This window comes from Plantibacter sp. ME-Dv--P-095 (assembly GCF_030209365.1).
Lineage (GTDB): Bacteria > Actinomycetota > Actinomycetes > Actinomycetales > Microbacteriaceae > Plantibacter.
Window position 1 is genome coordinate 34,466 of sequence record NZ_JARVSB010000012.1, and the last position, 25,055, is coordinate 59,520.

General features: G+C 69.8%; 28 protein-coding genes. 11 read left to right on the plus strand and 17 right to left on the minus strand.

What is annotated here, in order from left to right:
* Positions 1-20: 20 nt before the first annotated feature.
* From QRN26_RS17330 to QRN26_RS17345, 4 genes are read right to left on the minus strand one after another with little or no spacing between them, the layout of a single operon-like run.
* Positions 21-1,217: an ABC transporter permease gene (locus QRN26_RS17330; protein ID WP_285037708.1), complete on the minus strand. Its 1,197-nt coding sequence runs from the start codon at positions 1,215-1,217 to the stop codon at positions 21-23.
* Positions 1,218-1,225: 8 nt separating this feature from the next.
* Positions 1,226-1,957, minus strand: coding sequence for an ABC transporter ATP-binding protein (locus QRN26_RS17335; protein WP_056008821.1), 732 nt, complete (start codon positions 1,955-1,957; stop codon positions 1,226-1,228).
* The gene (locus tag QRN26_RS17340; protein WP_285037709.1) at positions 1,954-3,018 is read right to left on the minus strand and encodes a peptidoglycan-binding protein; all 1,065 of its coding nucleotides are present in this window, start codon (positions 3,016-3,018) and stop codon (positions 1,954-1,956) included. Before QRN26_RS17340 ends, QRN26_RS17335 begins: the two co-directional genes overlap by 4 nt.
* Positions 3,015-3,548, minus strand: coding sequence for a hypothetical protein (locus QRN26_RS17345; protein WP_285037710.1), 534 nt, complete (start codon positions 3,546-3,548; stop codon positions 3,015-3,017). Before QRN26_RS17345 ends, QRN26_RS17340 begins: the two co-directional genes overlap by 4 nt.
* 195 nt (positions 3,549-3,743) lie before the next feature.
* Here QRN26_RS17345 and QRN26_RS17350 point away from each other — a divergent pair, with 195 nt between their 5' ends.
* Both QRN26_RS17350 and QRN26_RS17355 read left to right on the plus strand, forming a co-directional pair.
* Positions 3,744-4,406 carry a response regulator transcription factor gene (locus tag QRN26_RS17350; RefSeq protein WP_285037711.1) on the plus strand — a complete coding sequence of 221 codons (663 nt, stop codon included), beginning with the start codon at positions 3,744-3,746 and terminating at the stop codon, positions 4,404-4,406.
* Entirely contained in the window at positions 4,406-5,740 is a 1,335-nt protein-coding gene (locus QRN26_RS17355) for a sensor histidine kinase (RefSeq protein ID WP_285037713.1), read from the plus strand. Before QRN26_RS17350 ends, QRN26_RS17355 begins: the two co-directional genes overlap by 1 nt.
* Here the strand turns inward: QRN26_RS17355 and pnuC are convergent.
* Positions 5,671-6,336 carry a nicotinamide riboside transporter PnuC gene (gene pnuC / locus QRN26_RS17360; RefSeq protein WP_056779192.1) on the minus strand — a complete coding sequence of 222 codons (666 nt, stop codon included), beginning with the start codon at positions 6,334-6,336 and terminating at the stop codon, positions 5,671-5,673. The genes QRN26_RS17355 and pnuC overlap by 70 nt on opposite strands.
* 107 nt (positions 6,337-6,443) lie before the next feature.
* A complete protein-coding gene (locus tag QRN26_RS17365; RefSeq protein ID WP_285037714.1) occupies positions 6,444-7,130 on the minus strand; it encodes a GntR family transcriptional regulator in 687 nt (228 codons plus the stop codon).
* A gap of 255 nt (positions 7,131-7,385) precedes the next feature.
* On the opposite strand from QRN26_RS17365, the gene QRN26_RS17370 reads away from it, so the two are divergent.
* Together QRN26_RS17370 and QRN26_RS17375 are read left to right on the plus strand one after the other, a co-directional pair.
* Positions 7,386-7,841 carry a DUF8817 family protein gene (locus QRN26_RS17370; protein WP_285037715.1) on the plus strand — a complete coding sequence of 152 codons (456 nt, stop codon included), beginning with the start codon at positions 7,386-7,388 and terminating at the stop codon, positions 7,839-7,841.
* Between the two features lie 65 nt (positions 7,842-7,906).
* On the plus strand, positions 7,907-8,350 hold the full coding sequence (locus QRN26_RS17375) for a GntR family transcriptional regulator (protein ID WP_157579838.1): 444 nt from the start codon (positions 7,907-7,909) through the stop codon (positions 8,348-8,350).
* Positions 8,351-8,582: 232 nt separating this feature from the next.
* On the opposite strand, the gene purL is transcribed toward QRN26_RS17375, so the two are convergent.
* On the minus strand, positions 8,583-10,916 hold the full coding sequence (gene purL, locus QRN26_RS17380) for a phosphoribosylformylglycinamidine synthase subunit PurL (protein WP_056008796.1): 2,334 nt from the start codon (positions 10,914-10,916) through the stop codon (positions 8,583-8,585).
* Positions 10,917-11,157: 241 nt separating this feature from the next.
* Here purL and QRN26_RS17385 point away from each other — a divergent pair, with 241 nt between their 5' ends.
* From QRN26_RS17385 to QRN26_RS17410, 6 genes are all read left to right on the plus strand, one after another.
* Positions 11,158-11,616, plus strand: a complete 459-nt coding sequence (locus QRN26_RS17385) for an Asp23/Gls24 family envelope stress response protein (protein WP_056008793.1) — start codon at positions 11,158-11,160, stop codon at positions 11,614-11,616.
* On the plus strand, positions 11,613-11,804 hold the full coding sequence (locus tag QRN26_RS17390; RefSeq protein ID WP_056008790.1) for a DUF2273 domain-containing protein: 192 nt from the start codon (positions 11,613-11,615) through the stop codon (positions 11,802-11,804). Before QRN26_RS17385 ends, QRN26_RS17390 begins: the two co-directional genes overlap by 4 nt.
* A complete protein-coding gene (locus tag QRN26_RS17395; RefSeq protein ID WP_056008787.1) occupies positions 11,801-12,214 on the plus strand; it encodes a hypothetical protein in 414 nt (137 codons plus the stop codon). Before QRN26_RS17390 ends, QRN26_RS17395 begins: the two co-directional genes overlap by 4 nt.
* Positions 12,211-12,819 carry a DUF6286 domain-containing protein gene (locus QRN26_RS17400; RefSeq protein ID WP_285037716.1) on the plus strand — a complete coding sequence of 203 codons (609 nt, stop codon included), beginning with the start codon at positions 12,211-12,213 and terminating at the stop codon, positions 12,817-12,819. Before QRN26_RS17395 ends, QRN26_RS17400 begins: the two co-directional genes overlap by 4 nt.
* The gene (locus tag QRN26_RS17405) at positions 12,816-13,439 is read left to right on the plus strand and encodes a hypothetical protein (RefSeq protein ID WP_285037717.1); all 624 of its coding nucleotides are present in this window, start codon (positions 12,816-12,818) and stop codon (positions 13,437-13,439) included. The genes QRN26_RS17400 and QRN26_RS17405 overlap by 4 nt, the downstream gene beginning before the upstream one ends.
* A 152-nt stretch (positions 13,440-13,591) precedes the next feature.
* Complete coding sequence (locus QRN26_RS17410) at positions 13,592-13,810, plus strand: hypothetical protein (RefSeq protein WP_056008777.1); 219 nt, start codon at positions 13,592-13,594, stop codon at positions 13,808-13,810.
* Between the two features lie 115 nt (positions 13,811-13,925).
* Here QRN26_RS17410 and QRN26_RS17415 read toward each other — a convergent pair whose 3' ends face one another.
* Entirely contained in the window at positions 13,926-14,783 is an 858-nt protein-coding gene (locus tag QRN26_RS17415; RefSeq protein WP_056779187.1) for an SDR family oxidoreductase, read from the minus strand.
* Positions 14,784-14,897: 114 nt separating this feature from the next.
* Here QRN26_RS17415 and QRN26_RS17420 point away from each other — a divergent pair, with 114 nt between their 5' ends.
* Positions 14,898-15,269, plus strand: coding sequence for a winged helix-turn-helix transcriptional regulator (locus QRN26_RS17420; RefSeq protein ID WP_056008769.1), 372 nt, complete (start codon positions 14,898-14,900; stop codon positions 15,267-15,269).
* On the opposite strand, the gene QRN26_RS17425 is transcribed toward QRN26_RS17420, so the two are convergent.
* From QRN26_RS17425 to QRN26_RS17465, 9 genes are all read right to left on the minus strand, one after another.
* The gene (locus tag QRN26_RS17425) at positions 15,266-16,519 is read right to left on the minus strand and encodes a four-carbon acid sugar kinase family protein (RefSeq protein WP_285037718.1); all 1,254 of its coding nucleotides are present in this window, start codon (positions 16,517-16,519) and stop codon (positions 15,266-15,268) included. The two genes, QRN26_RS17420 and QRN26_RS17425, sit on opposite strands and share 4 nt — an antisense overlap.
* A 49-nt stretch (positions 16,520-16,568) precedes the next feature.
* Complete coding sequence (locus QRN26_RS17430) at positions 16,569-17,456, minus strand: NAD(P)-dependent oxidoreductase (RefSeq protein WP_285037719.1); 888 nt, start codon at positions 17,454-17,456, stop codon at positions 16,569-16,571.
* Positions 17,457-17,552: 96 nt separating this feature from the next.
* Positions 17,553-18,824, minus strand: coding sequence for an HNH endonuclease signature motif containing protein (locus tag QRN26_RS17435; protein ID WP_285037720.1), 1,272 nt, complete (start codon positions 18,822-18,824; stop codon positions 17,553-17,555).
* A 291-nt stretch (positions 18,825-19,115) separates the two neighbouring features.
* Positions 19,116-19,823, minus strand: a complete 708-nt coding sequence (locus tag QRN26_RS17440; protein ID WP_285037721.1) for a FadR/GntR family transcriptional regulator — start codon at positions 19,821-19,823, stop codon at positions 19,116-19,118.
* Positions 19,824-20,000: 177 nt separating this feature from the next.
* Complete coding sequence (gene purQ, locus QRN26_RS17445) at positions 20,001-20,702, minus strand: phosphoribosylformylglycinamidine synthase subunit PurQ (protein ID WP_056008754.1); 702 nt, start codon at positions 20,700-20,702, stop codon at positions 20,001-20,003.
* Positions 20,699-20,959, minus strand: a complete 261-nt coding sequence (purS, locus tag QRN26_RS17450) for a phosphoribosylformylglycinamidine synthase subunit PurS (RefSeq protein WP_064294182.1) — start codon at positions 20,957-20,959, stop codon at positions 20,699-20,701. The genes purQ and purS overlap by 4 nt, the downstream gene beginning before the upstream one ends.
* 104 nt (positions 20,960-21,063) lie before the next feature.
* Entirely contained in the window at positions 21,064-22,641 is a 1,578-nt protein-coding gene (locus tag QRN26_RS17455) for an APC family permease (protein WP_056779171.1), read from the minus strand.
* A complete protein-coding gene (locus QRN26_RS17460) occupies positions 22,638-23,534 on the minus strand; it encodes a universal stress protein (RefSeq protein ID WP_056008746.1) in 897 nt (298 codons plus the stop codon). The genes QRN26_RS17455 and QRN26_RS17460 overlap by 4 nt, the downstream gene beginning before the upstream one ends.
* Before the next feature lie 119 nt (positions 23,535-23,653).
* Positions 23,654-25,012: a flavin monoamine oxidase family protein gene (locus QRN26_RS17465; RefSeq protein WP_285037722.1), complete on the minus strand. Its 1,359-nt coding sequence runs from the start codon at positions 25,010-25,012 to the stop codon at positions 23,654-23,656.
* Between the last annotated feature and the right edge of the window lie 43 nt (positions 25,013-25,055).

Below are 25,055 nucleotides of genomic sequence, written 5' to 3' on the forward strand. Positions count from 1 at the left end.
GTGTCGGGTTCCGGCCCGGCTCAACCGCTGAGGGCCGAGGTCGGTGGGGTCCTGGCTGCGCGGATCGCCGGGTAGAGGCCGGCGATCGCGCCGATCACCAGCGTGGCGCCGACCCCCGCGAGCAGTACCTCCGGCGGTACGGCCGTCGGCCAGTCGTTCATCGCGGCGACGACACTCGTCACCGCCGTTCCGAGGCCTGCGCCCGCGACCCCGCCGAGGGCGGAGAGCAGGAGGGCCTCGGTCAGGAACTGCGATCGGATGTGGCCGCGGGTGGCACCGAGCGCTCGACGCAGGCCGATCTCCCGTCGACGTTCGAGCACGGAGATCACCATCGTGTTCGCGACCCCGATCCCGCCGACGAGGAGGGCGACCGAGCCGAGCCCCAGGAGGAGGCCGGTGAAGGCCCGATCGGCGGCCTGTTTGGCGGCGAGGGCGTCCGACGGTCTGGAGACCTCGACCTCCTCGGGCGCCGCGGGGTTCACCGTGCGGGGGAGGAGGTCGCGGACGGCCTCGACGCGCTCATCGGTGGACCGTTCGTACACCGTGGTCGGTTCGCCGTCGTACCCGAAGCGTTCGGCGGCGACGGTCTCGCCGATCATCGCCGCGGTGTCGAGTTCCGGTGCGAGGTCGAGCGGCTCCAGGATGCCCACCACCGTGACGTACTGGTCGCCGAGCTGGATCATCGAACCGACCGTCGTGATGCCGAGTCGTTCAGCGGCCTTGGACCCCAGGACGACGGCGGGGTAGCTCCCCGTCGCCCGGTTCAGCCAGTCACCGGAGGCGAGCTTCCCGCCGACGACGTCGAGCAGGCCCTCCGACACCGCGGCCGCCCAGAGGCCGCCGCTCGACGCTCGGTCGATGAGGCTGCTGCGGTAGACGAGCACACCGTCGAGCGCCGCTGCCGAGCCGGCGTGTTCGACGCCGTCGATCAGCCCCACCTTGCCGACGGTGTTCGCGGGCAGGGTCGCCGCCTCGCCGAAGAGATCCTTGCCGGGTTGGACGGTCAGCAGATTCGTCCCGAGGGCGGAGAGCTGCGCCTGCAGTTTCGCCTGACTGGACGAGGAGATCCCGACGACCGCGATCATCGCCGCGATACCGATCGCGATCCCCAGCGCGGACAGGACCGCACGTGTCGGCCGTGCCCGGAGACCCGTCGTCCCGAGCCGGAGGATGTCGCGACCGAGGAGCCGTGACCGACGGTCGTGGTCGAGATTCATGGACCCGCTCATGCGGCGCGCCCCGAATCGCTCACGATGTGGCCGTCGCGGATCGCCACCTGCCGGGGGAGTCGCGCTGCGAGTTCGGCGTCGTGCGTGATGACCACGACGGTGGTCCCCGCCCCGTGGAGTTCGTGCAGCAGGTCGACGATGCTCGCCCCGGACACGGAGTCCAGGTTGCCGGTGGGTTCGTCGGCGAGGAGGAGCGGCGGGTCGCCGACCACGGCACGTGCGATCGCGACCCGCTGCCGCTCACCGCCGGAGAGCTGCGTGGGACGATGACCGAGTCGGTGGCCGAGGCCGACGCGTTCGAGGGCGACGACCGCTCGTCGACGGCGCTCGGCCCGGGGGACGCCGGCGTAGATGAGGCCGTCGGCGACGTTGTCGACCGTGGTCGAGCCGTCGGCGAGATGGAACTGCTGGAACACGAAGCCGATGCGGTACGCGCGGAGCGCCGAGAGCTTCGCGTCCGAGAGGCGCCCGACGTCCGAGCCGGCGATCCGCGCGGTGCCGCTGGTGGGACGGTCGAGCGTCCCGATGAGGTTGAGCATCGTCGACTTCCCGGAGCCGCTCGGTCCGACGATCGCGACGAACTCACCCTCCTCGACCACCAGGTCGACGCCGGCGAGCGCGAGGGTGGGTGGCTCTCCGTATTCGCGGGTGACTCCCTCGAGGTGGATGATCGGTGGTCTGGCCGCCCGTGCCGGTGCGGCGGGCGATACCGTCCTGGGGTCCGTCATGACACCGGCACCACGACGTCGAGACCCTCGCGGACACCGTCTCCCGAGACCTCGACCCGCCCGTCGGCGAACAGCCCCGTCGTGACGGGGACCTGCTGATGCTTCCCCTTCCCGTCGACGACCTCGACGCCGAAGGTCGTGTCGTCGATGGCGATGAGCGCTTCGACCGGCACGGAGAGGACGTTCTCGCGTCGTTCCGTGGGGAAGCCGACCGTGACGGTCGCGCGTTGGAGCTCCGCGACCGCCGCAGGGTCGTCCAGGGTGACACCGACGGGGATCGTGACCTTCTTCTGACCGTCCGCGTCCGATTCGGTCGGGACGCCGACATCGCTCACCGTGCCGGTCGTGCGCTGGCCGCCGGGGAGGTTCACGTCGACCGTCGTCCCGACGACGCCGAGACGCTGATCCGCCAGCTTGAGCGGGACGTCGATGCGCTTGGTCAGCGACGACACGGTGACGACCTTGTCCGAGGCGGCGGTGCCGACCGCGGCGTCCACCGACGCGATCCTGACGTCGCCCGGCATGAAGACGACGGAGCCGAGCTCCAGTCGTCCCGTCTCCTCGACGCCGAGGGCCTCCTGCCACCGCTCGATGGCACGCGCGGTGGACGCGGCGAACTCGTCGTCCGGTTCACGATCGAAGTACCCGAGCGCCGCGAGGCTCATCTCGAGTTGCCGGACGTCCGGTCCGTCGCTCATGCCCGACCCGAACGCACGCCAGGCGGGGAGCGGTCCGTGCAGGAGCGTGACCGGGACGTTGTCGACGGCGTAGAGGGTGCCGCCGAGCGACACCGTGCTGCCGGGGGTGGGGGCCGCGGTGACGATGCCGGCCCCGCCGCCGATGGTCCGCTGATCGGCGTAGTCGAGGGTGCCGGTCGCCTGGGTCGTACCGGCGAGCTCGCCTGCCGTGATCGGTGCGGTACCTGTGCGGACGGTGTTCGACGGCTCCTCCTGGCCGGTCGGTCCGGCCGAGGACAGAGCCGCGATGCTAGCGACGGCGCCGCCCGAGATCAGGACGGCGCCGACGCAGAGGGCTGCGACGATCCGAGGACGGATGCTCATCGGCCGGTCGAGCCGGTCGAGCTGCCGTTGCTCAGGTCGAGGCCGCAGGCGTCCAGCACGTCCTCAGGGATGTCACTCGGGATGTTCATCGCCTCGCCCTTGACCGGGTCGGGGACGTCGATGCCGTGCTCGCGGAAGCACTCGGCCATCTGGAGCTGCTCGTCGAACCGGTCCGAGACGGGGACGTCGCCGCCTGACGGTGCGGGCGGGGTTCCGAGCTTGTCGGTGCACGTCTTGGACGCGGCCGTGAAGGCTTCCGGGTCAGCGTCGCCGAGGCTGATGGCTGCGCCGGAGCCGTCCTTGCCGGGGTCGGGGAGGTCCACCCCCTCGTCGCGCATGCAGGAGGCGAAGGCGAGCTGCCAGTCCTCGAAGCTCTGGACGGTCGACGGGGTCTTGGACGAGGACTCGGATTCGGGTGAGCCTGACGCGCAGGCGGCGAGCGATCCGACGAGGAACGGGATGGCGATCAGTGCGGCGAGCGTGCTGAACGGCCGACGGACGGGACGGGTGGTGGTGGTGTGCACGGGCATGGTCGCTCCTTCGTTGCGTGCTGACTGGTGACGACCAGTCCACTCGGTGACGCGTTGCCCGGGCGTCAAGGAAACCGTTGACGTTCTCGGAACATCGTGCAGCGCACGATGACTAACCGACATTCGGGGTATGCCCGATCGGTGTCCGTACGCTCGCCGGGTCACCCACCCACCCGCCCATCGAAAGGAACCGCCATGCGCGTCCTGATCGCCGAGGACGAGGCCTACCTGGCCGAAGCGATCCGCACGGGTCTCCGGCAAGCCGCGATCGCCGCCGACGTCGCGCTCGACGGCGGCGCCGCGCTGGAGGCGCTCACGATCAACGACTACGACGTCATCGTCCTCGATCGCGACCTGCCGGGCACCCATGGCGACGACGTCTGCCGCATCGTCGTCGCCGAGCACCCTGAGGTCCGCGTCCTGATGCTCACGGCCGCCCGCCGACTCGACGACACCGTCTCCGGGCTGGGGCTCGGAGCCGACGACTACCTCGCGAAGCCGTTCGAGTTCCCCGAGCTCATCGCCCGCCTCCGAGCCCTGGCCCGCCGTACCACCGAGTCCCGCCCTCCGGTCCTGGAGCGCGCCGGCGTCCGACTCGACCCCTTCCGACGGGAGGTCTTCCGCGACGGCGCCTACGTCAAGCTCTCGCGCAAGGAGTTCGCCGTCCTGGAACAACTGCTGCTTGCCGACGGCGGTGTGGTGAGCGCGGAGACGCTCCTCGAGAAGGCGTGGGACGAGAACGTCGACCCCTTCACGAACACCATCCGCGTGACGATCTCGAACCTCCGCCGTCGCCTCGGCCGACCGTGGGTGATCACGACGGTACCCGGTGTCGGATACCGGATCGAGGGCGACTGATGCCGCGCACCGCCGCCGCGGGCCGGGCCGCCCGACCCAGTCGCCTGACCGTCCGCCTCCGCCTGACGCTCACCTACGCGGCGCTGTTCACGATCGCCGGGTCCGTCATGCTCGTCCTCATCTACACCTTCATGCGGTACGTCCCGACCTACGCGATCACCTCGATTCGCACGACGACGGGCACCGTCGACGCGACACGCCTGGAGGCGGCGACACCGACCGACGGCCCTGGTGACGCCGCGACCTACCGACCGGTGGAAGGCCTGACCTCGGCCGACGGCGGCGCTGCGCTCATCGTGTCCGACCAGGGGGACATCCTGAACACCCTGCTGGTGTGGTCCCTCATCGTCCTCGTCGTCCTCGCCGGTGCGAGCGCGTGGGTCGGGTGGCTCATGTCGGGTCGACTCCTCCGGCCGCTGCAGGAGATCAACCGGGCGGCGCAGCGCGCGGCCGCCGGCTCGCTCGACCACCGGGTCGCGCTCGCGGGACCACGCGACGAGATCACCGACCTCTCCGACACTGTCGACCACATGCTCGAACGACTCGAGCGCGCGTTCCACGCCCACCAGCGGTTCGCCGCGAACGCCTCGCACGAGTTGCGGACGCCGCTCGCGACGACGCAGGCGATGCTCGACGTCGCCGCACAGGACGAGCACCTCGACGAAGCGACCGTCCGCGAACTCATCACCCGCCTGCGCGACACGAACACGCGCAGCATCCGGACCGTGGAGGCCGTCCTCGACCTCGCCGACCTCGGACACACCGAGCTCGGCGTCGCGGAGGTCGAGCTCGACGAGATCGTCGCCGACGCCGTCGCCGCGGTGTCCACGGCCGCAGCGGCCCGTGGTCTCCGGTGCACCACCGATCTCGAGGTGTGCTCCGTCCTGGGCGACGCGGGGATGCTGCAGCACCTGTGCGGGAACCTCGTCCAGAACGCCGTCCGGCACAATGTCGACGGCGGGTTCGTGCACGTGTCGCTGGCCCGCGCGGGCACACCGGAGGATGCCGTTGTCCTCCGGGTCGAGAACTCCGGCGAGCACCTCCCGGCCGAGGCCGTCGCGCGGCTCACGGAGCCGTTCTACCGCGTCGGTGGCCGTGTCGCGGGCGACGCCGAGCGGTCACGGGGACTCGGACTCGCCATCGTGGAGAGCATCGTCGAGGTCCACGGTGCGGAGATGCGCCTCGCCGCCCGCCCCTCGGGTGGCCTCGTCGCCACCGTCACGTTCCTGGCGGGCCGAGGAGACGCGGCGACCGAGGCGTCGGCTCACCTCGCCGGTTCGGCTCGCTCGCCGCGCGCCCACACGAAGAAGCCGGCGAGTGTGAACGCGCCGTAGAAGAGGTACATCGATGCCGAGACCCAGTACCCGGCCCCGAACAGGAGCGGCACCCCGACGATGTCCACCGCCACCCAGATGAGCCAGAACTCGACCCACCGTTTCGCCATGCCCCAGGTGGCGAGCAGGGAGCCCATGAAGATCCACGCGTCGGCCCAGACCGGTTCGTAGGAGCCGAGCGCGCGGAAGAGCGGCGTCAACAGGAGCGTCCCACCCACCAGCAGAGCGACGAGCACGAGGCGGGCGCGCGCACCGGCCCATCGGGGCCTGATGACCGACACGGGACCGGTCGCCGTCTCGACGTGCTCGTTGCGCCGCCACTGCACCCACCCGTAGACCGAGACGACGATGAACATGAGCTGCCGGCCGGCTTGGCCGAGGAGGTTCGTCGGGTTCGGTGTGTGGAACACGGCACCGAGGAAGACGGTCAGCAGCAGGGCGTTCCCGATGATCCCGACGGGCCAGGCCCAGGCTCGGCGACGCATGCCGCCGAGGGCGCTCGCCAGTCCGAACAGGTTGCCGACGACCTCCCGCCAGAGGACCACCTGGTCGCCGATCGTGAAGGTCGCGTCGAAGAGCCAGAGGAGGAATCCCACTGCTGTGCTCCGTTCCGACAATCCGCGGCCACGCGGCCGACGGTCCACCGTACAACGAGCGGAGCCGCCTCCCGATCGGGAGGCGGCTCCGGGACGGCGTGGAGCGGCTAGCTCGCGGAGGGGACTCCGCCGCCGGCCGCGACGACCTGCTCGAGGAAGGCGTCGGTGGCCTTCGCCTGGGCGCGCATGACCCGCTCGGCGTCCTCGGCACTCCGCGCCTCGGCGGCCGCCACGAGGCCTGCGACGTACGCGGCGAAGATGTCCCACTGGAAGAACTCGATCGTGGGCAGCGCGGTGTAGGTCACCCGCGTGTTCATCTGGCGGGCGACCTGCTGCAGCAGCGAGTTGCCGGAGCGCTCGACCATGAAGTCGGCGAAGTCGGAGGAGGAGCGGAGCACGTGCTTGTCGCGGGCCTCGATGTCGGCGAGGACGGCGTCGCCGAGCGCACGGAACGTCTCGACGTCCTCGTTCGTGAAGTGGGGGATGCTCCAGCGCGCGCTGAGCTCGTGGAACCCGTTCAGGAGCCGCAGCGCTTCCGCGTACTGCTCCAACGTCGGCTTGGCGACGCGGGTGTACCGCTGCGGAGCGGTCTCGACGAGGCCGATGTCGGCGAGCTTGCTGATGGCCTCGCGGATCGGGGTGCGCGACACCCCCAGCCACTTCTCGAGTTCCTCGTCGTTCAGGCGTTCCCCGGGCTCGAGCGTGCCGTCCTCGATGGCGGTCAGCAGCTGGTCGAACACGATGTCGCGGAGGAGCTTCCGAGGGCTCGACTCGACGGTCTTGGGCACGGGCATGGGTCTCCGATCGTCGAGCTGGGATGTGACCTGTTCAGGATACCGATATCCGAGGTGTGTTGGACAGTTTCACGCCTCATGTGTTGTGGATCATGCGGGAAAACATCGACATCTTCACAAGTATTTGATATTCTAGTTGTGCTGCTCGCCCGATGGGCGGCTTCCATCAGCCTCTGCACCCGTTCCCGCCCGGCTGCACTCCGGCGCCTCCCGGCCGCCAGGAGGTGTTCCGAGCACCCGATCATTGGAGCCACCATGTCCACCGGTCTTGCCGTCAGCGTGCTCGAATGCCCCTCGGTCCCTGAGGTGGCGGGCTTCTACGCGATGCTCGGGGCGCGCATCAGTCGGTTGGACACCGCGACCGAACGCCGCCTCCACGTCTCGGTGGGTGGCGGCGAGCTCCTCTACATCGAGCGACGTGGGATCGCACCGGTGTCGACGGGTGGGGAGCGGGACTCGGTCTGCATCCTCGCGGCGGTGAGCCCGAAGGCGCTGTACCTGGAGTTTGCCCGACGCATGTTGACTCACTGCGGTGAGGTGTTCGAGGTCGGTGTACCGGCGCTCCTCCCGGAGGACCATGGCGGTCGACACGGAGAGCGCTACCCGGGTTTCGGCCTCGTCGACCCGGCGGGGAATCTCATCCGGTTCGTCCGCGCCGGATACTTCGACCGGTTCCGGCCCCTGCCGTCGGCATCGCTCCTCACGGCCTGAGGGCCGGGCTCTTGCTATCCTGGCGCGCGCGCATGCACCCCCAGCATCGCGGGAAGGCGGGACTCATGTCGGTCGCAGCTGCGGAGGGGGATGGGGTGCGTCCTCGACGGATCCACCTGTTCCAGACCCTCGGCGCGCTCATCGGTGGTGTGACCCGGGTCACCGTCCCCTCGCTCGGCGATGCCGAACGCGCCGCGTTGGTGGCGGAGATGGATGTGATCGTACGACTGATCGGGCGGGCCGACCCCGTGGGCTACGCCGAACACTCCTGGCGGCTCATGGATCATCTCGTGGCCTGCTGCCCGAACCGCATCCTCGTCACGACCGCCCGCGACGCCCTCGCGCTCCTGTCGCCGCACCTGTCGGTGACCGCCGAGACCGAGTGGCTCGACTGGGCCGAGTTGGGCGTCGACTTCCCGATCCTTCGCGATGCCGTCGCCGAGGGTGACGCGATCGCGGCGGAGTTGGCCGTCGAGCGTCTCTTCGGCATGGCTGCTTCTCCTGCATGATGCCCTTCGATGCATGACGCATGACCCGGACGCATTCCAACATCTGATATGCTGAAGAGGTCGCTTGCGACCACATCCATGGAGACGCCGGCCCGGACATTCGGGTTCCCGGCCTGAGCGCCCGTGGGTGAGTCGGGTGGGTGGGTTTCGGGTATCCGCCCACCCGACGGAACAGCCCCCGCGCCTTCGGGCGCGGGGGCTGTGTCACGGCTTCTGATCAGCCGATGGTGGATCAGCCGATGACCGGCCCGAAGCGCTGCGGCAGGACGCTCTTCGACACCTGGCGCAGCTCGGAGACCGTCATGGTCAAGACGTCCTGGATCTCGAGGGCGGGCTCGGTCGCCTCGCCGACGGCGGAGGCGTCGGTCACGCCGATGCGGAGCACGGGGTACCCGCGGCCCTCGCACAGCCCCTGGAACTTCACGTCGTCCTCGCGCGGAACGGAGACGAGCACCCGGCCCGTGGACTCCGAGAAGAGCGCCGTGGTGAGGTCGACGCCGTCGCGGCTGAGCACCTCGCCCAGGAAGACCCGCGCGCCGACACCGAAGCGCATGACGCTCTCGGCCAACGCCTGAGCGAGGCCACCGTCGGAGAGGTCGTGGGCGGAGGACACGAGGCCTTCCTTCGCCGCGGCGTGCAGCAGCTCGGCCAGCGTCTTCTCGCCCGCGAGGTCCACCTTGGGCGGGTGTCCGCCGAGGTGGTCGTGGATCGTGCCGGCCCAGGCGGAACCGTCGAGTTCGAGTGCCGTAGTGCCGAGGAGGTACAGGTTGTCGCCCTCGTCCTGCCAGCCGCTCGGGATGCGGCGCGCGACGTCGTCGATCACGCCGAGCACGCCGACGACGGGCGTCGGGAAGATCGGGACGTCGCCCGTCTGGTTGTAGAACGACACGTTGCCGCCGGTGACGGGCACGCCGAGTTCGAGGCAGGCGTCCGACAGGCCGGCGACAGCCTCGGAGAACTGCCACATGACCTCGGGGTTCTCCGGTGAGCCGAAGTTCAGGCAGTCGGTGACGGCTGCGGGCACCGCGCCGGTGACGGCGACGTTGCGGTACGCCTCGGCGAGGGCGAGCTGCGCGCCCTGGCGGGGGTCGAGCTGGCAGTAGCGGCCGTTGGCGTCGGTCGCGATCGCGAAGCCGAGACCGGACTCCTCGTCGACACGGATCATGCCGCCGTCGTCGGGGAAGGAGAGCGCCGTGTTGCCCATCACGTAGTAGTCGTACTGGTTGGTGATCCAGCTCTTGTCGGCCAGGTTCGCGGAGCCGAGGAGGGCACGGAACTGCTGCTCGAGCTCGGCCGGTGCGTCGGTGCGGGGGAGCGCCGACGCGGAGTCGGCCTGCAGGGCGTCGATCCAGGTGGGATACGCGACCGGGCGCTCGTAGACCGGGCCGTCGACCGCGACGGTCGAGGGGTCGACGTTGACGATCTCCTCGCCGTGCCAGTTGATGACGAGGCGGCCGGTGTCGGTGACCTCGCCGAGCACGGAGGTCTCGACGTCCCACTTGTCGGTGACGGCCAGGAAGGCGTCGAGCTTGCCCGGCTCGACGACGGCCATCATGCGCTCCTGCGACTCCGACATGAGGATCTCCTCGGGCGTGAGCGAGGGGTCGCGGAGGAGGACGTGTGAGAGCTCGACGAACATGCCGCCGTCGCCGTTGGCCGCGAGCTCACTCGTGGCGCAGGAGATCCCGGCGGCACCGAGGTCCTGGATGCCCTCGACGAGGCTGTCGCGGTACAGCTCGAGACAACACTCGATGAGCACCTTCTCGGCGAACGGGTCGCCGACCTGGACGGCCGGTCGCTTCGTCGGGCCGTTGGCGTCGAACGAGTCCGACGCGAGGATGGAGGCGCCACCGATGCCGTCGCCACCGGTGCGGGCACCGAACAGGACGATCTTGTTGCCGACGCCCGAGGCGTTCGCGAGGCGGAGGTCCTCGTGACGCAGGACGCCGACCGACAGGGCGTTGACGAGCGGGTTGCCCTGGTACACCTTGTCGAAGTAGGTCTCGCCGCCGATGTTCGGCAGGCCCAGGCAGTTGCCGTAGGAGGAGATGCCGGCGGTGACCCCGTGCACGACGCGCGCCGTGTCGGGGTGGTCGATGTCGCCGAAGCGGAGCTGGTCCATGATCGCGACCGGACGTGCACCCATCGAGATGATGTCGCGCACGATGCCGCCGACGCCCGTCGCCGCACCCTGGAAGGGCTCGATGTAGGAGGGGTGGTTGTGGCTCTCCACCTTGAAGGTGACGGCCCAGCCCTCACCGACGTCGATGACGCCCGCGTTCTCGCCCATGCCGACCATGAGGTTCTTCTTCATCTCGTCCGTGACCTTCTGCCCGAACTGGCGCAGGTAGATCTTGCTGGACTTGTACGAGCAGTGCTCGCTCCACATGACGGAGTACATCGCGAGTTCGCCGCTCGTGGGACGCCGGCCGAGGATCTCGCGGATCTTCGCGTACTCGTCGGCCTTCAGACCGAGCGCGCCGTAGGGCTGCTCACGATCCGGGGTCGCGATCGCGTTCTCGACGGTGTCGGCGACGGCGGAAGTGGTGGGGGTGGTGGTCGTCACGAGGGCAGGACTCCAAAGGAAGAGGGGGGATGCCGGACCCACCAATCTTAGCGGCGCGCGGTGACGAACAGATCCTCGGATGGGCGTCGGAGGTCGAGGCCGATTCGTCACGGTGTGGTGCTGGATTCGGGGTCGCTTCACGAGCTTCGAGATCGACCGTGACGAACGGCGTGATGGCTGCGTCCTATCACCAACGGAGCGATCAACCGCTCGCTCGAGACGAACCAGGAAGGGCAACACCATGTCGAACACCACCTCCTCCCCGAAGCCCACCGTCACGAAGGGTGTCGTCGGTGAGAACAACGCGGCGACCCAGGCGAACACCTACGGCAAGACGGTGATCGACAACGGTGTGGTCGCGAAGATCGCCGGCATCGCCGCCCGCGAGGTCCGCGGCGTGCACGCCCTCGGTGGCGGCGCAGCCCGCGCCTTCGGTGCCATCCGCGACGCCATCGGCTCCTCCGACCTGTCGCAGGGCATCCGCGTCGAGGTCGGCGAGACCCAGGTCGCCGTCGACGTCGTGATCGTCGCCGACTACCCGGTCGACCTGCAGGCCGTCGCCGGCGAGGTCCGCGCCTCGATCATCCGCGCGATCGAGCAGTTCGTCGGCATGGAGGTCACCGAGGTCAACGTGACCGTCAGCGACGTCTTCATCCCGTCCGAGGACGAGGACCAGGACGCTGAGGCGCGAGTCCAGTGACCGCGACCAACACCGGCATCCTGATCGGCGCCGTCCTCGCCCTCAGCTGGGTGGCCTTCGGGTTCTGGGCGTTCGTGTTCGTCGCTGTCGCGATGGGGATCGGTGCTCTCGTGGCCCGCATCGTCACCGGCCAGACCGACCTGAACGCGATCGTCGACGCCGTCCGCGGGAAGCGCGTCTCGTCATGACCACCGCCGTCCTCGACCGCGGGGTCACCCCGGTCGCCGAAGCGCCCGTCGTGCACCCGCACGGCGGGCCGGGCCGGACGCGGATCACCGCGAAGGCCCTCGAGCACGTCGCCGTCAACATCGCGGCCGAATCGCTCGGGGTCCCGGCGGGACGCGTGAAGGTCGACCTCGCCGACGACCGGGGCGCGCTCGCGCTCATCGTCACCTCGCCGATGCGCGCGATCCCGTTGGCGCGCGTCTCGGCCGCCCCGGAGGCGCTCCAGCGTTCCGGGGGCTCCATCGTCGAGCGGGTCTCGGCCGCCACCGCAGCCATCGCCGCGCGCGTCGAACAGTTGTCCGGCTCGAGCGTCTCGCGTGTCTCCATCCGCGTGAGCGGACTCGAGATCGACCAGGAAGGACGGGTCTCATGACCGCCACCGCAGCCACGACCCCGGCCGCCGGTCCGACCAAGGTGCTCCGTCGCCTGGCTCGCCGCGAGCTGCACTCGCCACGTTCCACCGCCGCGATCCTCCTCGCCGTCCTCCTCGTGCTCGTCGCGCTCTGGATCGCCGTCGAGACGCTGCTCGCCCTCATCGGCGTCCGCCCGCTCCTCGTCGCTCCTGGCGAGATCCCGGGCGCTGCGGCGAGTCTGCCGACCACGCAGCCCGTCATCCTCGGCGTCGCGGGGGCACTCGTGCTCGTCCTCGGCGTGATCCTCCTCGGGATCGCCATCGGACCCGGGCGTCGGCACCGTCACCTGTTGTCGACCGGCCGCGTCCTCGCGGTCGTCGACGACGAGGTCATCGCCTCCGCCCTCGCACAACGCGCCTCGACGACGGCCGCCACGCACCCGGACGGCACCACGGTGGCGGTCGGACGACGCAGCGCGGCGATCCGCATCACCCCGGCCAGCGGCATGCCCGTGGACCGCTCGGAGGTCGACCGCGCCGTCGCAGCAGACCTCGACGCGTTCGGCCTGCAGCCGTCGCTCCGGGCCACCACCTCCATCTCGTCGAACGGGAAGGTCGGACAGTGAACTCCACCAACCGCGGACTCAACCGTCTGCTCATCCTCATCGTCGGACTCCTCCTCGTCGTCCTCGGGGCAGCGGCGCTCGCCGTCGTCACCGTGCCCGTCGTCGCCGACTGGTGGCGCGACAACCGTGGCTCCGTGCTCGACACGATCGACGGCTGGTTCGCCTGGAACCCGTTCGCCGCGGTGCCGGGCACGGACGCCGGTCAGGCGGCCCCGATCCTCGTCCCGATCGCCGGGATCGTGCTGCTCGTGATCGTCGCCGCCCTGCTCATCTCGTTCGTCCTGCGACAGGGGCGTGGCCGTTCCGGGATCGTGCATCGCGCCTCGGTCGACCACGGCGACATCGTGCTCCAGACGGACGTCGCGGCCGACGCCCTCGGTGATGCGCTCGACGACACGGAGGCGTTCTCGGCCGTCCGGGTCTCCGCATGGGACGTGAACCGGGCGCAGGCGCTCAAGGTCGCCGTGACCTGCCGGCGCGGCGTCTCGCCCCGCACGGCAGTGGAGACCGTCAGCTCGGCCGTCGAGTCCCTCGACCGCCTGCTCGGCGTCGAGCTCCCCGTCCTCGTCGAGGTCGGTGGTGGCTTCCGAGCCGCCAAACCGAAACGCGTCCTGCAGTGATCGTCACTGCGCAGGACGCGCCGGTGCAATTGCAAGCCCCAGTCCGAATCGGCTGATCCGCAGCCCCGCGTCGCAGAATGCCAGTGTCGCGGAATGAACCATCGGGACACATCAACGCCCCACGGCGCATCCGTGGGAGAGGGAGCAACACCATGGGTAAGAAGATCCTCCTCATCATCGTCGGCCTCGTCGCCTTCGGCGCCTACACGCTCGGCGCGAAGGCCGGGCGCACGCGGTACCGCGAGATCAAGCACGCCGCCGAAGAGTTCTGGAACGACCCGCGCGTCGAGAAGGCCCGCAAGCAGGCCGTGAAGAAGGCGAAGAAGGCCACGGCGAAGGCGCAGAAGGAAGTCCAGAAGAAGCTGCACTGAGCTGAGCTGCGCCGGCCCCTGGGTCGGTCGCCGAGTCGGCCCGCCGCAACGAGAACGCCGTCCACCCGCCTGAGTTCAGGCGGGTGGACGGCGTTCTGTCGTGGAACGGCGTCGATCAGCCGACGAGCGGGCGGAGCCCCTCGACGAGCGGCGTCGTCGGCCGGCCGATCAGGCGGCTGAGGTCGCCGGAGGTGTCCCCGAGCAGGCCGTCGCGGGTGTTGCCGTCGAGCGCGACGACGAAGCCGACCGTGCCCTCGTCGAGACCGGCGGCCAGGAGCGCCTTCGAGTGGTCCTCGGGGGAGAGGTCCTGGTAGGTGACCTCGCGACCGATGAGCTCGCCGATCGCCTGGGCCAATTCGGGCTGAGTCCAGGCGACGTCTCCGGAGAGTTCGTAGACGGCGCCCTCGTGGCCGTCGGTGGTGAGGACGACGGCTGCCGCCTCCGCGTAGTCGGTGCGGGACGCGCTCGACACGCGTCCGTCGCCGACGCTCCCGACGAAGGACCCGGTCGCCTTGGCCTGGTCGACGGCCTGGCCGTAGTTCTCCGTGTACCAACCGTTGCGCAGGATGGTGAACGGGACGCCGGAGGCGCGGAGGAGTTCCTCGGTCGCCTTGTGCTCCGGCGCGAGGATGAGGGGCGAGGTGTCGGCCTTCGAGGCGCTCGTGTACACGATGCGGGCGACGCCGGCGCGCTTCGCGGCGTCGATGACGTTGGCGTGCTGGGCGACGCGCTGACCGACCTCGCTGCTGGAGACGAGCAGGACGGTGTCGCCGGCCTCGAGGGCGGCGTCGAGCGTGCTCGGGTCGGCGAAATCGACCGTCGCGGTGCGCACACCCTGTGCGGCGAGGTCGGCGAGGGCCTCGGTGCGGCGGCCGGTGGCGACGATGGAGGCGGGATCGGTTCCACGGGCGAGCAGGTGCTCGACGACGAGGTGGCCGAGGTGGCCGGTGGCTCCGGTGACGACGAGAGACATGATGGTCCTTTCGTTGGGGTTCGCTGAGGAGGAACCCGCTCGCCATCACATTACTTCCCGATCTGCAGTACCCACTTTCAGGTAAGCTACTGTCTTCGACGTAAGGAATGAGCCATGACAAGCGGAACCGTCCAGCTGGGAAGACGCCCGGGATTCACCGACGGCATCCTGCCCGCGGCATGCCCGTCACGCACGGTGCTCGACCACGTCACGAGCAAGTGGGGCGTGCTCGTCCTGCTCGCCCTGTCCGACGGCACCCACCGCTGGGGTGAGCTGCGGCGAGTGGTCCAGGGCATCAGCGAGAAGATGCTCGCGCAGACCCTGCGGACCCTCGAGGAGGACGGACTCGTCGTCCGGGTCGCCCACCCCGAGATCCCGCCCCGGGTCGAATACAGCCTGAGCGATCGGGGCCGGGACCTCAACGAGCACCTGATGCCGCTCATGGCTTGGATCGACGGGAACGCGTCGGAGATCCTCGGTCGCTAGGCGGTCCGCCCGAGCGCCGCAAGGACGTCGACGAGGGTCGACGGATCGCCGACGTTGCCCGGCACGACGACGTAGAGCTTCTCCTCGTCCTCCGGGGTGACCACGCTCCAGACGCTCACGCCCGGCAACACCTGGCCGAGCACCCGTGCGCGCCGTGCACCGAGTCCGACCCGGGCGACCTCGGCGGAGGTGATGCCGCCCTTCGACACGACGACCTCCACCGATCGTCGGAGCGCAGCGGTCGCCGACGTCAACGCGATCATCACCCGCTCGCCGTGGTCGAGCGTGTTGTGCGAGGCGTCCCGTTCCCGCTCCGACGAGATGGCGGCGAACCCCGTCGCGGCGAGTCTCGGTCGAGCGACCTCCGCCACCGCCCGTCCGGTGGCGACCGCATCCTGGAGGGCGTCGCTCGTGGGGACGATCTCGGCGGGGCCGAACGCCGCCTCGACGGGCGCGAGCTGTCGCGTCGCACCGATGGTGTGGGAGCCGCAGACGAGGAGCACGGGGACCGGCTCCGCCACGAGCGGCGAGGGGAGCAGGCCGTCGCTCTCGACGCCCGCGATGGCCGCGGCGAGCGGTGACGCGGACCGGACGACCACGTCGGCTCCGTCGGCCCAGGCTGCCGTGATGGCCTGCGCGATGATCCGGACGTCGTCTCCGGTTTCCGCGTCCGGAAGGAGCACCGTTCCGGGAACGGCATCACGGAGGGCTGCTCGGAACGCGGCGGCGCCGTCGCGGAGATCCGCCAGATCGAAGTGGGTGGCCTCCCGCCCGGACTGTTCGCGCACGTAGTCCGGCAGATGTCCCGAGCGGAACGGGAACACGGGGTCCTGGGCGTACTCCGTCTCGTGGGCGGGCAGTGTCTCGTCACCGATCCGGACGTAGTGGGTGCCGTCGATCGTCGTGCGCCCACCCTCCGGGAAGGCCGGGACGAACACGATGACGCTGCGGTCTCCGGTGAAGACGGCGGTCTCGGGGAACACGTGCCCGCGCAGGGTCGAGTCGCCGCGGAGCACGACATGGATACGTTCTCCCAGACGACGCCCGGCCTCCGCCGCCTGGTCACGGGTGCGTTCCAGGAGCGCCACGGCCTCGTCCTCCGGGACGGCGCGGGTGTTGGTGAGCAGGTAGACGGCGTCGGCAGAGCCGAGCGCAGTCTCCAGGAGGTCGGCGTCCCACTCCAGTAGGACGTCGACGCCGGACGCCGACTGCGTGCCTGTGGGGTCGTCGTCGAGGATGAGGGTCTTCATGCGGTGGCCTCCTGATCGGCCCGATGTGCGGTATCGGTCCTGAGCCCGCTCATGCGTCGGCTCCCTGGTAGGTCTCGATGACCCGCGAGTCGTCGCGCGCGCCGAGCCCGGCTGCCGCCGCGGCGAGGAACCGCTCGCGCGCTGCGTCGAGGACGGGGGTCGCGGCTCCGGCAGCGCTCGCCGCACTGGCGACGAGGCCGGTGTCCTTCACGAAGATGTCGACGCGGCTCATCACCGGTGCGTCGGTGTCCTGCAGCATCCGCGGCCCGCGGTCCGACAGCATCCAGGACGCGGCCGCGCCGGACTCGACGAGGGGGAGGACGGCCGCGGGGTCGAGACCGAGCGAGGTCGCGAGTGCGAGGGCTTCCGCGGCAGCGGCGATGTGCACGGCGCAGAGGTGCTGGTTGACGACCTTGATCGCCTGTCCGTCGCCGATCGCCTCGCCGACGATCCTCGCGGTCCCGAGGGCGGCGAGCGGCCCGGCGGCGGCGGCGGTCGCGGTGGGGGAGCCGGACACGAACATGGTGAGTTCGCCGGTGCTGGCGCGTGCCACACCGCCGGTCACCGGGGCGTCGACGACTGCCGCGCCCGCGGCTTCGAGGCGGGCTGCCTGCTCGATGACGGAGGCGGGTCCGACGGTGCTCATGATGATCCAGGTCTGGCCGGCCGGGTCCGTGTCGGCGACGGCGAGGTCGACGAGTTCGGCGAGTTGATCGGGTGTCGCGACCATGACGACGACGGTGTCTGCGCGGGGTGCTTCGGTGATCGACCCGACCGCGGCGACGCCGGCGGCGGACGCGCGTTCCCGTGCGGCGGGGAAGGGGTCGACGCCCGTGACCTGGTGACCTGCCGCCGCAAGCTGGCTGACCATCGGCAACCCGATCGCACCGATGCCGACGAAGGTGATGGTGGATGCGGGCTGTGGCGTCGATGCCATGGAGTCCTCCAGAAGATTGGTTGGACCAATCGTACCGACGACGTTCCGTGGAGGCAAGCATCGGAGCTCTTCGACAGGCCCGGGGACCTGAGGTAGTCAGAACGGCGCGGGGTCCGGCTCGGTTCGATGGCGTTTGCCGTCGGGTGTCGTCCAGTCCAGCACGCCACCCGGCCCGTGGTCGAGGTCCCATCCGGGGAGGTGCTTCATGCGGTGGTGATGTCGGCACAGGCACGCGAGATTCCCGACATCCGTCGTGCCGCCGTCTTCCCACGCCACCGAGTGATCGAGATCGCAGGCCCGAGCTCGCCTCCCGCACCCGGGGGCCCGACACGTGCCGTCCCGGAGGCGCACAGCGCGCTGGAGATCCGCGGGCACTCGGTACTGGCCGCGGCCGACGGAGAGGACGGCTCCGGTTTCCGGCTGCACGAGGATTCGGGTGAAGGAGGGTGCGTTGACCGCGATGCGAGCTGCGGTCTCGGGATCGATCGGCCCGTATCCGTCGAGCGTCGCCGGTGCGTCGGAGACACCGGCCAGGCTCAAGGCCGGGACGGTGATCTGCACGGTCGGCTTGATGTGCTCCTGGACCTCGATCGGGTGCGGGAGCGCCGGGCTCGACATCACATCTTCCGGGGTCACTCCGATCAGCGCGAGGGCTGCGAGGGCGTCCGCCTGGAGTTGCGCGCACGTGCGGGCGTCGCCGGCCTTGCGTGATTCGGCAGCCGCCGCCTCGACCCGCTCGATGATGCCCTGCGCAATGGGTGCCGTGGTGAAGAGGTGCACCCACGCCATGCCGTCGGCGGCGCGCTCGAACTCGACGCGGCGGTCTGCCTCGGACCGCTGGGCTCGGGCGGTGATCGACTCGGGGTGGAGGCGCTCGCGCAGGACGCGGGCGCGCTTCCGAAGGTTCGCGTTGGTGGACCGTTCTGCAACTGGCAACACTGCCGCCAGGAACGCCGCCCGACCCGCGGTCGGCACGTCGCTGAGCTGGTCGACGATGGTCTGGGCATGCGGGGCGGAGATGCGACCGGCCTCGAGCGAAGCGAGCACTGCGGGTGCCTCGTTCACGAGCCGTTCCGCTTCGTTCGTCGCCCGCTGAACCGTCTGCTCGGGCGTTCGCGTAGCCATGGCGAGCGCCGCGCAGGTGGATCGGCGGGAGAGGGCCTGCCGTTCCGCGGGTGGGTACACGGCCGGGACGACCGAGTCGGCGAGGGCGTCGGCGTAGGCCGCCGAGCGAGCCAGGAGTCGCGCCGCCCGAGCGGCAAGCACGGCCTGCTGCCGGCAGATGTCCGCGTACTCGTCCGAGAACTCCGCGAGCTGCATGGCGTACTCGTCGCCAGCTCGAACTGCGGAAGTGGTGCTCTCGGTCATGACTCCAGTCCACCATGGACCACTGACATTCCAGATGCTGAGAGGCGCCGGTGGTGGACGTCCACTCTTGGGCCCTTCGACAGGCTCAGGGACCGGGCGTGGAAGGCGGTGCGCGAGGCGCTGGGACCGAACGTAGCCCGGGCACACCTCTCCGGTCCCTGGACCTGTCGACGCGGACGCCAGCAACTCGACCGGCTCGGAGAGGGAAGGGTGCGCTTGATGGAGGTCCGCCGTGGGCACCTCGACAAGCTCGGTGAGCGGAACGGGTCCCGGTCCGGGGTCGCGAGCCGGTCAGCGCGGGCGGTCGTCTGCGCTGAGCTGCAACCAGTCCTCGAAGTGCTGACGCATCGCACGTCTCGCGGCGTCGGGATCACGAGCCGCCAAGGCGTCGACAACGGCGTGATGCACGCTGTCCGTCCGCCGCACGCCGCGGCCATCCGGCTCCTCCACCTCGATCGCCCGGAGCCGACGCTGCCGGATCGTGTCGCGCAGCACATGGCTGAAGCCCTCGTGCATGAGCCGAAGGATCGGGTCGTCGACGATCGCGTTCAGGCGACTGTGGAAGGTGACATCCGCCTCGAGCGCCGCGTCGTGGTCCCCAGCGAGCGTCGCGGCGATCATGCGGTCGACGTCTGCGCGCAAGAGCTCGACCTGCTCGTCGCCCACCAAGCCGGCGGCGGCCTCCGCGACGGTCTCCTCCAGCAGCATCCGCGACCGCGCGAACTGGGCATCCGTGAGGTACCCGAGCTGTCGGGAGATCGTGAACCAACTGCGGACGAAGTCGTCGCCCGGGGCATCGATGTAGGTGCCTCTGCCCTGGGTGCGATGCAGGAAACCGAGCCGTTCGAGCACGGCCAGGTGTTCGCGGAGCGCTCCGCGACTCATCTGCAGCGCTTCGCCGAGCTCACGTTCCGGTGGCAGCCGCCGCGCGGTGGTGCCGGGTTCCGGCGTGGCCAGCTCCACGAGCCTCCCCACGAGCGCCTCGAGCGGCTCCGACATGCTGCCCCCTCGATTGGTCCGACCAGTGACGATGGTAGCTGGTGGTGCCCTTCGACAGGCTCAGGGACCGGGGCAGGCTCAGGGACCGGGGTGGGCTCAGGGACCGGAAGTCGCTTCGTCGACGCAAACACGCCCGCCCCGACGGATCGGGACGGGCGTGGAGACGACGCGTGCTGGCTAGACGGCCTGGAGGGCTTGCACCGCGCTGGTGAAGAAGGCGAGGCCGTCGACGCCGGAACGCATGGCGAGCGGGGTGTCGGGCCCGAAGCCCGGCTCGATGGCGTGCTCGGGGTGCGGCATGAGCCCCACCACGTTGCCGGCCGGGTTCGTGAGGCCGGCGATGTCGTCGAGGGAGCCGTTCGGGTTGACGCCCGCGTAGCGGAACGCGACGAGCCCTTCGCCCTCGACGCGCTTGAGCGTCTCGGCGTCGGCGATGTAGCCACCGTCCGCGTTCTTCAGGGGGATCGTGATCTCCTGCCCCTTCGAGAACTGGTGGGTCCAAGCGGTGTCGGCGTTCTCGACCGTGAGCAGCTGGTCGCGACGGATGAACTGCTGGTGGGCGTTCCGGATGAGGCCACCGGGCAGTAGGTGCGCCTCGACGAGCATCTGGAAGCCGTTGCAGATCCCGAGGATGGGCATGCCCTTCGCGGCCGCCTCCTTGAGTTCCGTCATGATCGGCGAGACGGCGGCGATCGCGCCGGCTCGCAGGTAGTCGCCGTAGCTGAACCCGCCGGGGAGGATCACCGCGTCGACACCCTTGAGGTCGTGGTCGCCGTGCCAGAGCGCGACGGGCTCCGCGTCGGCCATGCGGACGGCGCGCTGGGCGTCGCGATCGTCGAGCGAGCCCGGGAAGGTGATGACGCCGACGCGGGTGGTCATGCCTCGGAGCCCTCGGGGTAGTGGATCGCCACGACGTCCTCGATCACGGCGTTCGACAGGATGTCGTCGGCGATCTGCTGCACCGTGGCGCGCGTGGCGTCGGTGATGGGGCCGTCGACCGTCAGCTCGAAGCGCTTCCCGATGCGGACATCGGTGAACTCGCTCTTGCCGAGACGCGCGAGGGCGCCGGCGACGGCCTTGCCCTGGGGGTCCAGCAGTTCGGCTTTCGGCATGACTTCTACGACGATGGTCGGCACGGAGGTCTCTTTCGTTGCGACGCGGCGGGGATGCGAACAGTCTAGCGTCGAGCGAACGACACCCGTCCGATGCGATGCGTCGGACGGGTGTCGGGCTCGATCGGTCACTCGGGCAGTGCGGCGTCCGCCTCGTTCGCGTCACCCGCGATGCCGCGTGCGAGGGTCTTGTTGCGGAAGAAGTCGGGCCGGAGCTTCGCCTGGATGAGCATGATGACGATGCCCGCCACGATGATGATCATGCCGAGGATGAACACGAGGCCGACACCACCGATGTTCGACCCCGAACCGTAGGACGGGTCGGCGCTCTCGATGATCGTCGTGAAGAACAGCACCCCCAGGATGAGTCCACCGAGGAGCGGGGCGACGAACTGGAAGAAGCAGTTCCGCACGCTCGAGAACCACTGCTTCCGGAAGTACCAGACGCACGCGAACGCGGTGAGTCCGTAGTAGAAGCAGATCATCATGCCGAGCGTGGTGATGGTGTCCCAGAGCACGTCCTCGGAGATGAACCGCATGACCGCGTAGAACACCGAGGCGACGACGCTCGAGACGATCGTGGCGTAGCCGGGCGTGAAGAACTTCGGGTGCACCTTGGAGAACTTCGGCGACAGGGCGCCGTAGTGGCCCATGGCGAGCAGGGTGCGCGCCGGCGAGACGAAGGTCGACTGCAGGGAGGCCGCCGAGGACGACAGCACGGCGATCGACACGAGGACCGCCAACGGGCCGAGGATGGGGCCGGCGAGCGAGAAGAACACGTTGCCCTGGATGTCCTCGTTGCCGAGTCCGAACTCTCCGTCGCCGACACCCGCGTAGTTGATGAGGGCGACCGACAGGAACAGGTACAGGACGACGATGATGACGACGGTGGCGGTGGCCGCCTTGCCGGGCGTCGAGCTCGACCCCTTCGTCTCCTCGCTCATCGTCAAGGTGACGTCCCAACCCCAGAAGATGAAGATCGAGAGCGACAGGCCGGCGGCGAACGCGCTGAACGAGCCGACCGCGAAGGGGTTGAACCAGTCGAGCGAGATCGGCAGGGCGTCGAACGCGTCGCCGCCTGCGACGTGCGCGAACGCGACGATGCCGAACAGCACCATGACGAGGAGCTGGAAGCCGACGAGCACGTACTGGAGTTTCTGCGTCGTCTGCATGTCGCGGTAGGAGATGAGCGTGGCCCCGAGCATGAACGCGAGACACGTGATGACGTTGATGAACGGGTTCGACGTCAGGCCGGCGATGTCGGGGTTCTGGAAGATCTGCGACAGCATCAGGTAGAAGAAGTCGACGGCGATGCCGGCGAGGTTGGAGAGCACGACGATCGTCGCCGCGATGAGGCCCCACCCGGCCATCCACCCGACCCAGGGACCGAAGGCGCGGGTCGCCCAGGTGAACGAGGTGCCGGAATCCGGCATGCGGCTGTTGAGTTCGCGATAGCCGAAGGCGACGAGCAGCATCGGGATGAAGCCGACGAGGAAGATCGCGGGCACATGGGTGCCGACCTCCGCGACCGTCGGGCCGAGCGCCCCGGTGAGGGTGTACGCGGGCGCGATGCACGAGATGCCGATGACGATCGCGCCGACGAGGCCGACGGTCCCGGCGCCGAGTCCCTTCTTGGAGAGGGCGCCGGTCGCCGTCGTCTCGGGGTGGGCGACGTCGCGCGCCGGGGTGGATTCGGGAGGAGTCATGTCGGGTCTCCGAGGGTCAGCACGGAGTCGCGGGGCACGACCACCATGGGTACGGGGAGCTCGCGCAGCATCTTCGCTGCGGTGGAGCCGAGGAAGAGGTGCTTCGGGGTGGCGAGTCGGCTGGAGCCGACGAGGACGATCTCCGCCGGCTTCCAGTCGAGACCGGCGACGGCGTCCTCGATGCGGGTGCCCGAGGCGATCTCCGTGGTGACGTCGACGTCGGACGGCAGGTGCTCGGTCGCGTACGCGAGCACCTCGGCCGCATGGGCCTCGGCCCGGGTGGTCGCCTCGGGGTGCTCGGCGCCCTCCGGCTGGTCGAGGGCGACGAGTGACACGAGGCGGAGCGGGATGACCGCGTTCTTCGCGACGACGATCGCGGCGTCGAGCAGTTGGTGTGCGCCGGCCCTGGTGCCGATGGCGCAGGTGATGCGGCTCACCGTGCCGCCGGTGGGCTGCGCCTCGAGGAGGTCGCGGCTCCCGACCGGTGCGAGGGCGACCGGCACGACCGCCGAGTGGAGGAGGGTGTTCGCGACACTGCCGAGGGTGAAGCGTCCGAGGAGCCCGCCGCGAGCCGCACCGATGATGATGAGACCGCCCTCGAGGATGCGGGAGGCCTCCAGCAGCCCCTCCGCGAACGACTCGTCGTAGACCAGGTGGGTCTTCGCCATGACGTCGGACGGGACGGCGGCCAAGGCCTCCGCGAGCCAGCGTTCGGCGGTCTCGCGCAGGAACCGCTCATAACCGGGGTCGGCCGGCGTGATCGTCGGCCGCTCCTCGTTGGCGAGCACGAGGACGATGTCGAGACGGGCGCCCGTCGTCCTCGCGATCCTGATGCCGAGCGCGAGCGCATCGCGACCGGCCGGAGTGTCTGTGTAGCCGACGATGTATCTCATCTGGTGTTCGCTTTCGATCGGGTGCGAAGGTGCCGGACTGCACGGCGGTGTGCGGGTGTTTCGTTGGTGCAGGGTATCGACGGGGGTGGTCCTTCGACAAGGTCAGGGACCGGGAGACGCTACGCCTGGTGCCGGGCGATGATCGCTGCGGCGGTGTCGGCGCCCTTGCGGATCGCGCCGTCGACGTGCTGGTAGCCCTCGGCCGCGAGGTCACTCGTCGACCAGTAGATCGGTCCGACGGGCGTCGACTGCATGGCGCCGTATCGCGACAGGCCGCCCAGGTCGAAGCTGGCCGCGTATGCGCCGCGGGTCCACTCCTCGCTGCCCCAGTCGCTCTCGTAGTACACGACGGGCGACAGTGCCTGCTCGCCGTAGTAGTGGGAGAGCGAGGTGAGGATGCGCTCCCGGCGCTCCTCGGCGCTCAGCTTGAAGACCTCGTCGGCGCGCTCGTCCGAGACGAACCCGACGAGGGTGCCGCGCGGGTCCTCGTGGTTGGTGTTGTCGTACGCCTCGTGCACGAGCTCGTACGGGCTGAACGCGGTCGCGGAGAGCCCGTCCTCGCGCCAGAACGGCGTCTCGTACACCGCGTGCACCTTGATGACGAGACCGAGCGACATGTGCTGGTGCATCTGGTGGCTGAGTCGCGGCAGCGGCGGCTGGAAGTCGATCCGCGAGTACAGGTTCGGCGGGACCGCGACGATGGCGTAGCGGGCGTTCACCGTCACCTTGTCGGCCTCGGCTGAGACGCCGGTGTCAGACCACTCGAGTCGTCGGACGGGCGATGACAGGTGGACGTCGTCGCCGAGGGCCTCGGCGAGCTTGATCGGGACCTGCTGCAGCCCACCGACGACCCGCTTGTCGAGGATGAAGTCCGCCTCGACGAGGTGGGTGAAGCTACCCGCCGACGCCGCCATGAGCAGTGCCTGCAGCAGCGAGAAGGAGTGCGAGGGCTTCGTGAGCATCGCGGCCGCGATGAACAGGGCGATGTTGTCGCGCGCCTCGACGTCGTCCGTCTGCTCCGCCAACCAGGCGCTCCAGGAGATGCGGTCGTACTCGGTCGCCTTCTCGTGCGCCCACGGCTCGGTGACCCCGACCTGTTCCACGAGCTCGTCGAGGAGGGTGATCAGTCGCTCCATCTCGGCGGCCGTCGACTCGGCCACGGGGAAGATGTCGCCCGTGAAGCGGGTGCGCACGCCGTCGGCGTTGACGTAGACGCTGTCGCCCTCGCGGTAGCGGGAGTAGGTGTCGAGTCCCAGCTCGTCGAGCGTCGCGAGGAGCGCCGTCTGGTCGGGGGAGACCCACTGCCCGCCGAGCTCGAGCATCGCGCCGTCGATGTGGTTCGTCCACAGGCGGCCACCCACGCGGTCGCGAGCCTCGAGGACGGCGACGGACAGGCCGGCTGCGCGGAGCTTGGTGGCGGCGGTGAGCCCGGAGGCCCCGGCGCCGATGATGACGACGTCGCGTTCGATAGCACTCATGAGGTGTCTTCCTGTTCGTGGCCCTGCGACAAGCTCAGGGACC

What these genes read in the sequence shown, in the direction of transcription:
- QRN26_RS17455 (WP_056779171.1), bottom strand. Translation starts at nt 22,641, where the DNA reads ATGACTCCTCCCGAATCCACCCCGGCGCGCGACGTCGCCCACCCCGAG.
- purQ (WP_056008754.1), bottom strand. Translation starts at nt 20,702, where the DNA reads ATGACCACCCGCGTCGGCGTCATCACCTTCCCGGGCTCGCTCGACGAT.
- QRN26_RS17465 (WP_285037722.1), bottom strand. Translation starts at nt 25,012, where the DNA reads ATGAGTGCTATCGAACGCGACGTCGTCATCATCGGCGCCGGGGCCTCC.
- QRN26_RS17385 (WP_056008793.1), top strand. Translation starts at nt 11,158, where the DNA reads ATGTCGAACACCACCTCCTCCCCGAAGCCCACCGTCACGAAGGGTGTC.
- QRN26_RS17435 (WP_285037720.1), bottom strand. Translation starts at nt 18,824, where the DNA reads ATGACCGAGAGCACCACTTCCGCAGTTCGAGCTGGCGACGAGTACGCC.
- QRN26_RS17355 (WP_285037713.1), top strand. Translation starts at nt 4,406, where the DNA reads ATGCCGCGCACCGCCGCCGCGGGCCGGGCCGCCCGACCCAGTCGCCTG.
- QRN26_RS17440 (WP_285037721.1), bottom strand. Translation starts at nt 19,823, where the DNA reads ATGTCGGAGCCGCTCGAGGCGCTCGTGGGGAGGCTCGTGGAGCTGGCC.
- QRN26_RS17375 (WP_157579838.1), top strand. Translation starts at nt 7,907, where the DNA reads ATGTCGGTCGCAGCTGCGGAGGGGGATGGGGTGCGTCCTCGACGGATC.
- QRN26_RS17340 (WP_285037709.1), bottom strand. Translation starts at nt 3,018, where the DNA reads ATGAGCATCCGTCCTCGGATCGTCGCAGCCCTCTGCGTCGGCGCCGTC.
- QRN26_RS17430 (WP_285037719.1), bottom strand. Translation starts at nt 17,456, where the DNA reads ATGGCATCGACGCCACAGCCCGCATCCACCATCACCTTCGTCGGCATC.
- QRN26_RS17460 (WP_056008746.1), bottom strand. Translation starts at nt 23,534, where the DNA reads ATGAGATACATCGTCGGCTACACAGACACTCCGGCCGGTCGCGATGCG.
- QRN26_RS17415 (WP_056779187.1), bottom strand. Translation starts at nt 14,783, where the DNA reads ATGTCTCTCGTCGTCACCGGAGCCACCGGCCACCTCGGCCACCTCGTC.
- QRN26_RS17365 (WP_285037714.1), bottom strand. Translation starts at nt 7,130, where the DNA reads ATGCCCGTGCCCAAGACCGTCGAGTCGAGCCCTCGGAAGCTCCTCCGC.
- QRN26_RS17400 (WP_285037716.1), top strand. Translation starts at nt 12,211, where the DNA reads ATGACCGCCACCGCAGCCACGACCCCGGCCGCCGGTCCGACCAAGGTG.
- QRN26_RS17350 (WP_285037711.1), top strand. Translation starts at nt 3,744, where the DNA reads ATGCGCGTCCTGATCGCCGAGGACGAGGCCTACCTGGCCGAAGCGATC.
- QRN26_RS17425 (WP_285037718.1), bottom strand. Translation starts at nt 16,519, where the DNA reads ATGAAGACCCTCATCCTCGACGACGACCCCACAGGCACGCAGTCGGCG.
- QRN26_RS17395 (WP_056008787.1), top strand. Translation starts at nt 11,801, where the DNA reads ATGACCACCGCCGTCCTCGACCGCGGGGTCACCCCGGTCGCCGAAGCG.
- QRN26_RS17330 (WP_285037708.1), bottom strand. Translation starts at nt 1,217, where the DNA reads ATGAATCTCGACCACGACCGTCGGTCACGGCTCCTCGGTCGCGACATC.
- QRN26_RS17370 (WP_285037715.1), top strand. Translation starts at nt 7,386, where the DNA reads ATGTCCACCGGTCTTGCCGTCAGCGTGCTCGAATGCCCCTCGGTCCCT.
- QRN26_RS17335 (WP_056008821.1), bottom strand. Translation starts at nt 1,957, where the DNA reads ATGACGGACCCCAGGACGGTATCGCCCGCCGCACCGGCACGGGCGGCC.
- QRN26_RS17410 (WP_056008777.1), top strand. Translation starts at nt 13,592, where the DNA reads ATGGGTAAGAAGATCCTCCTCATCATCGTCGGCCTCGTCGCCTTCGGC.
- QRN26_RS17420 (WP_056008769.1), top strand. Translation starts at nt 14,898, where the DNA reads ATGACAAGCGGAACCGTCCAGCTGGGAAGACGCCCGGGATTCACCGAC.
- QRN26_RS17345 (WP_285037710.1), bottom strand. Translation starts at nt 3,548, where the DNA reads ATGCCCGTGCACACCACCACCACCCGTCCCGTCCGTCGGCCGTTCAGC.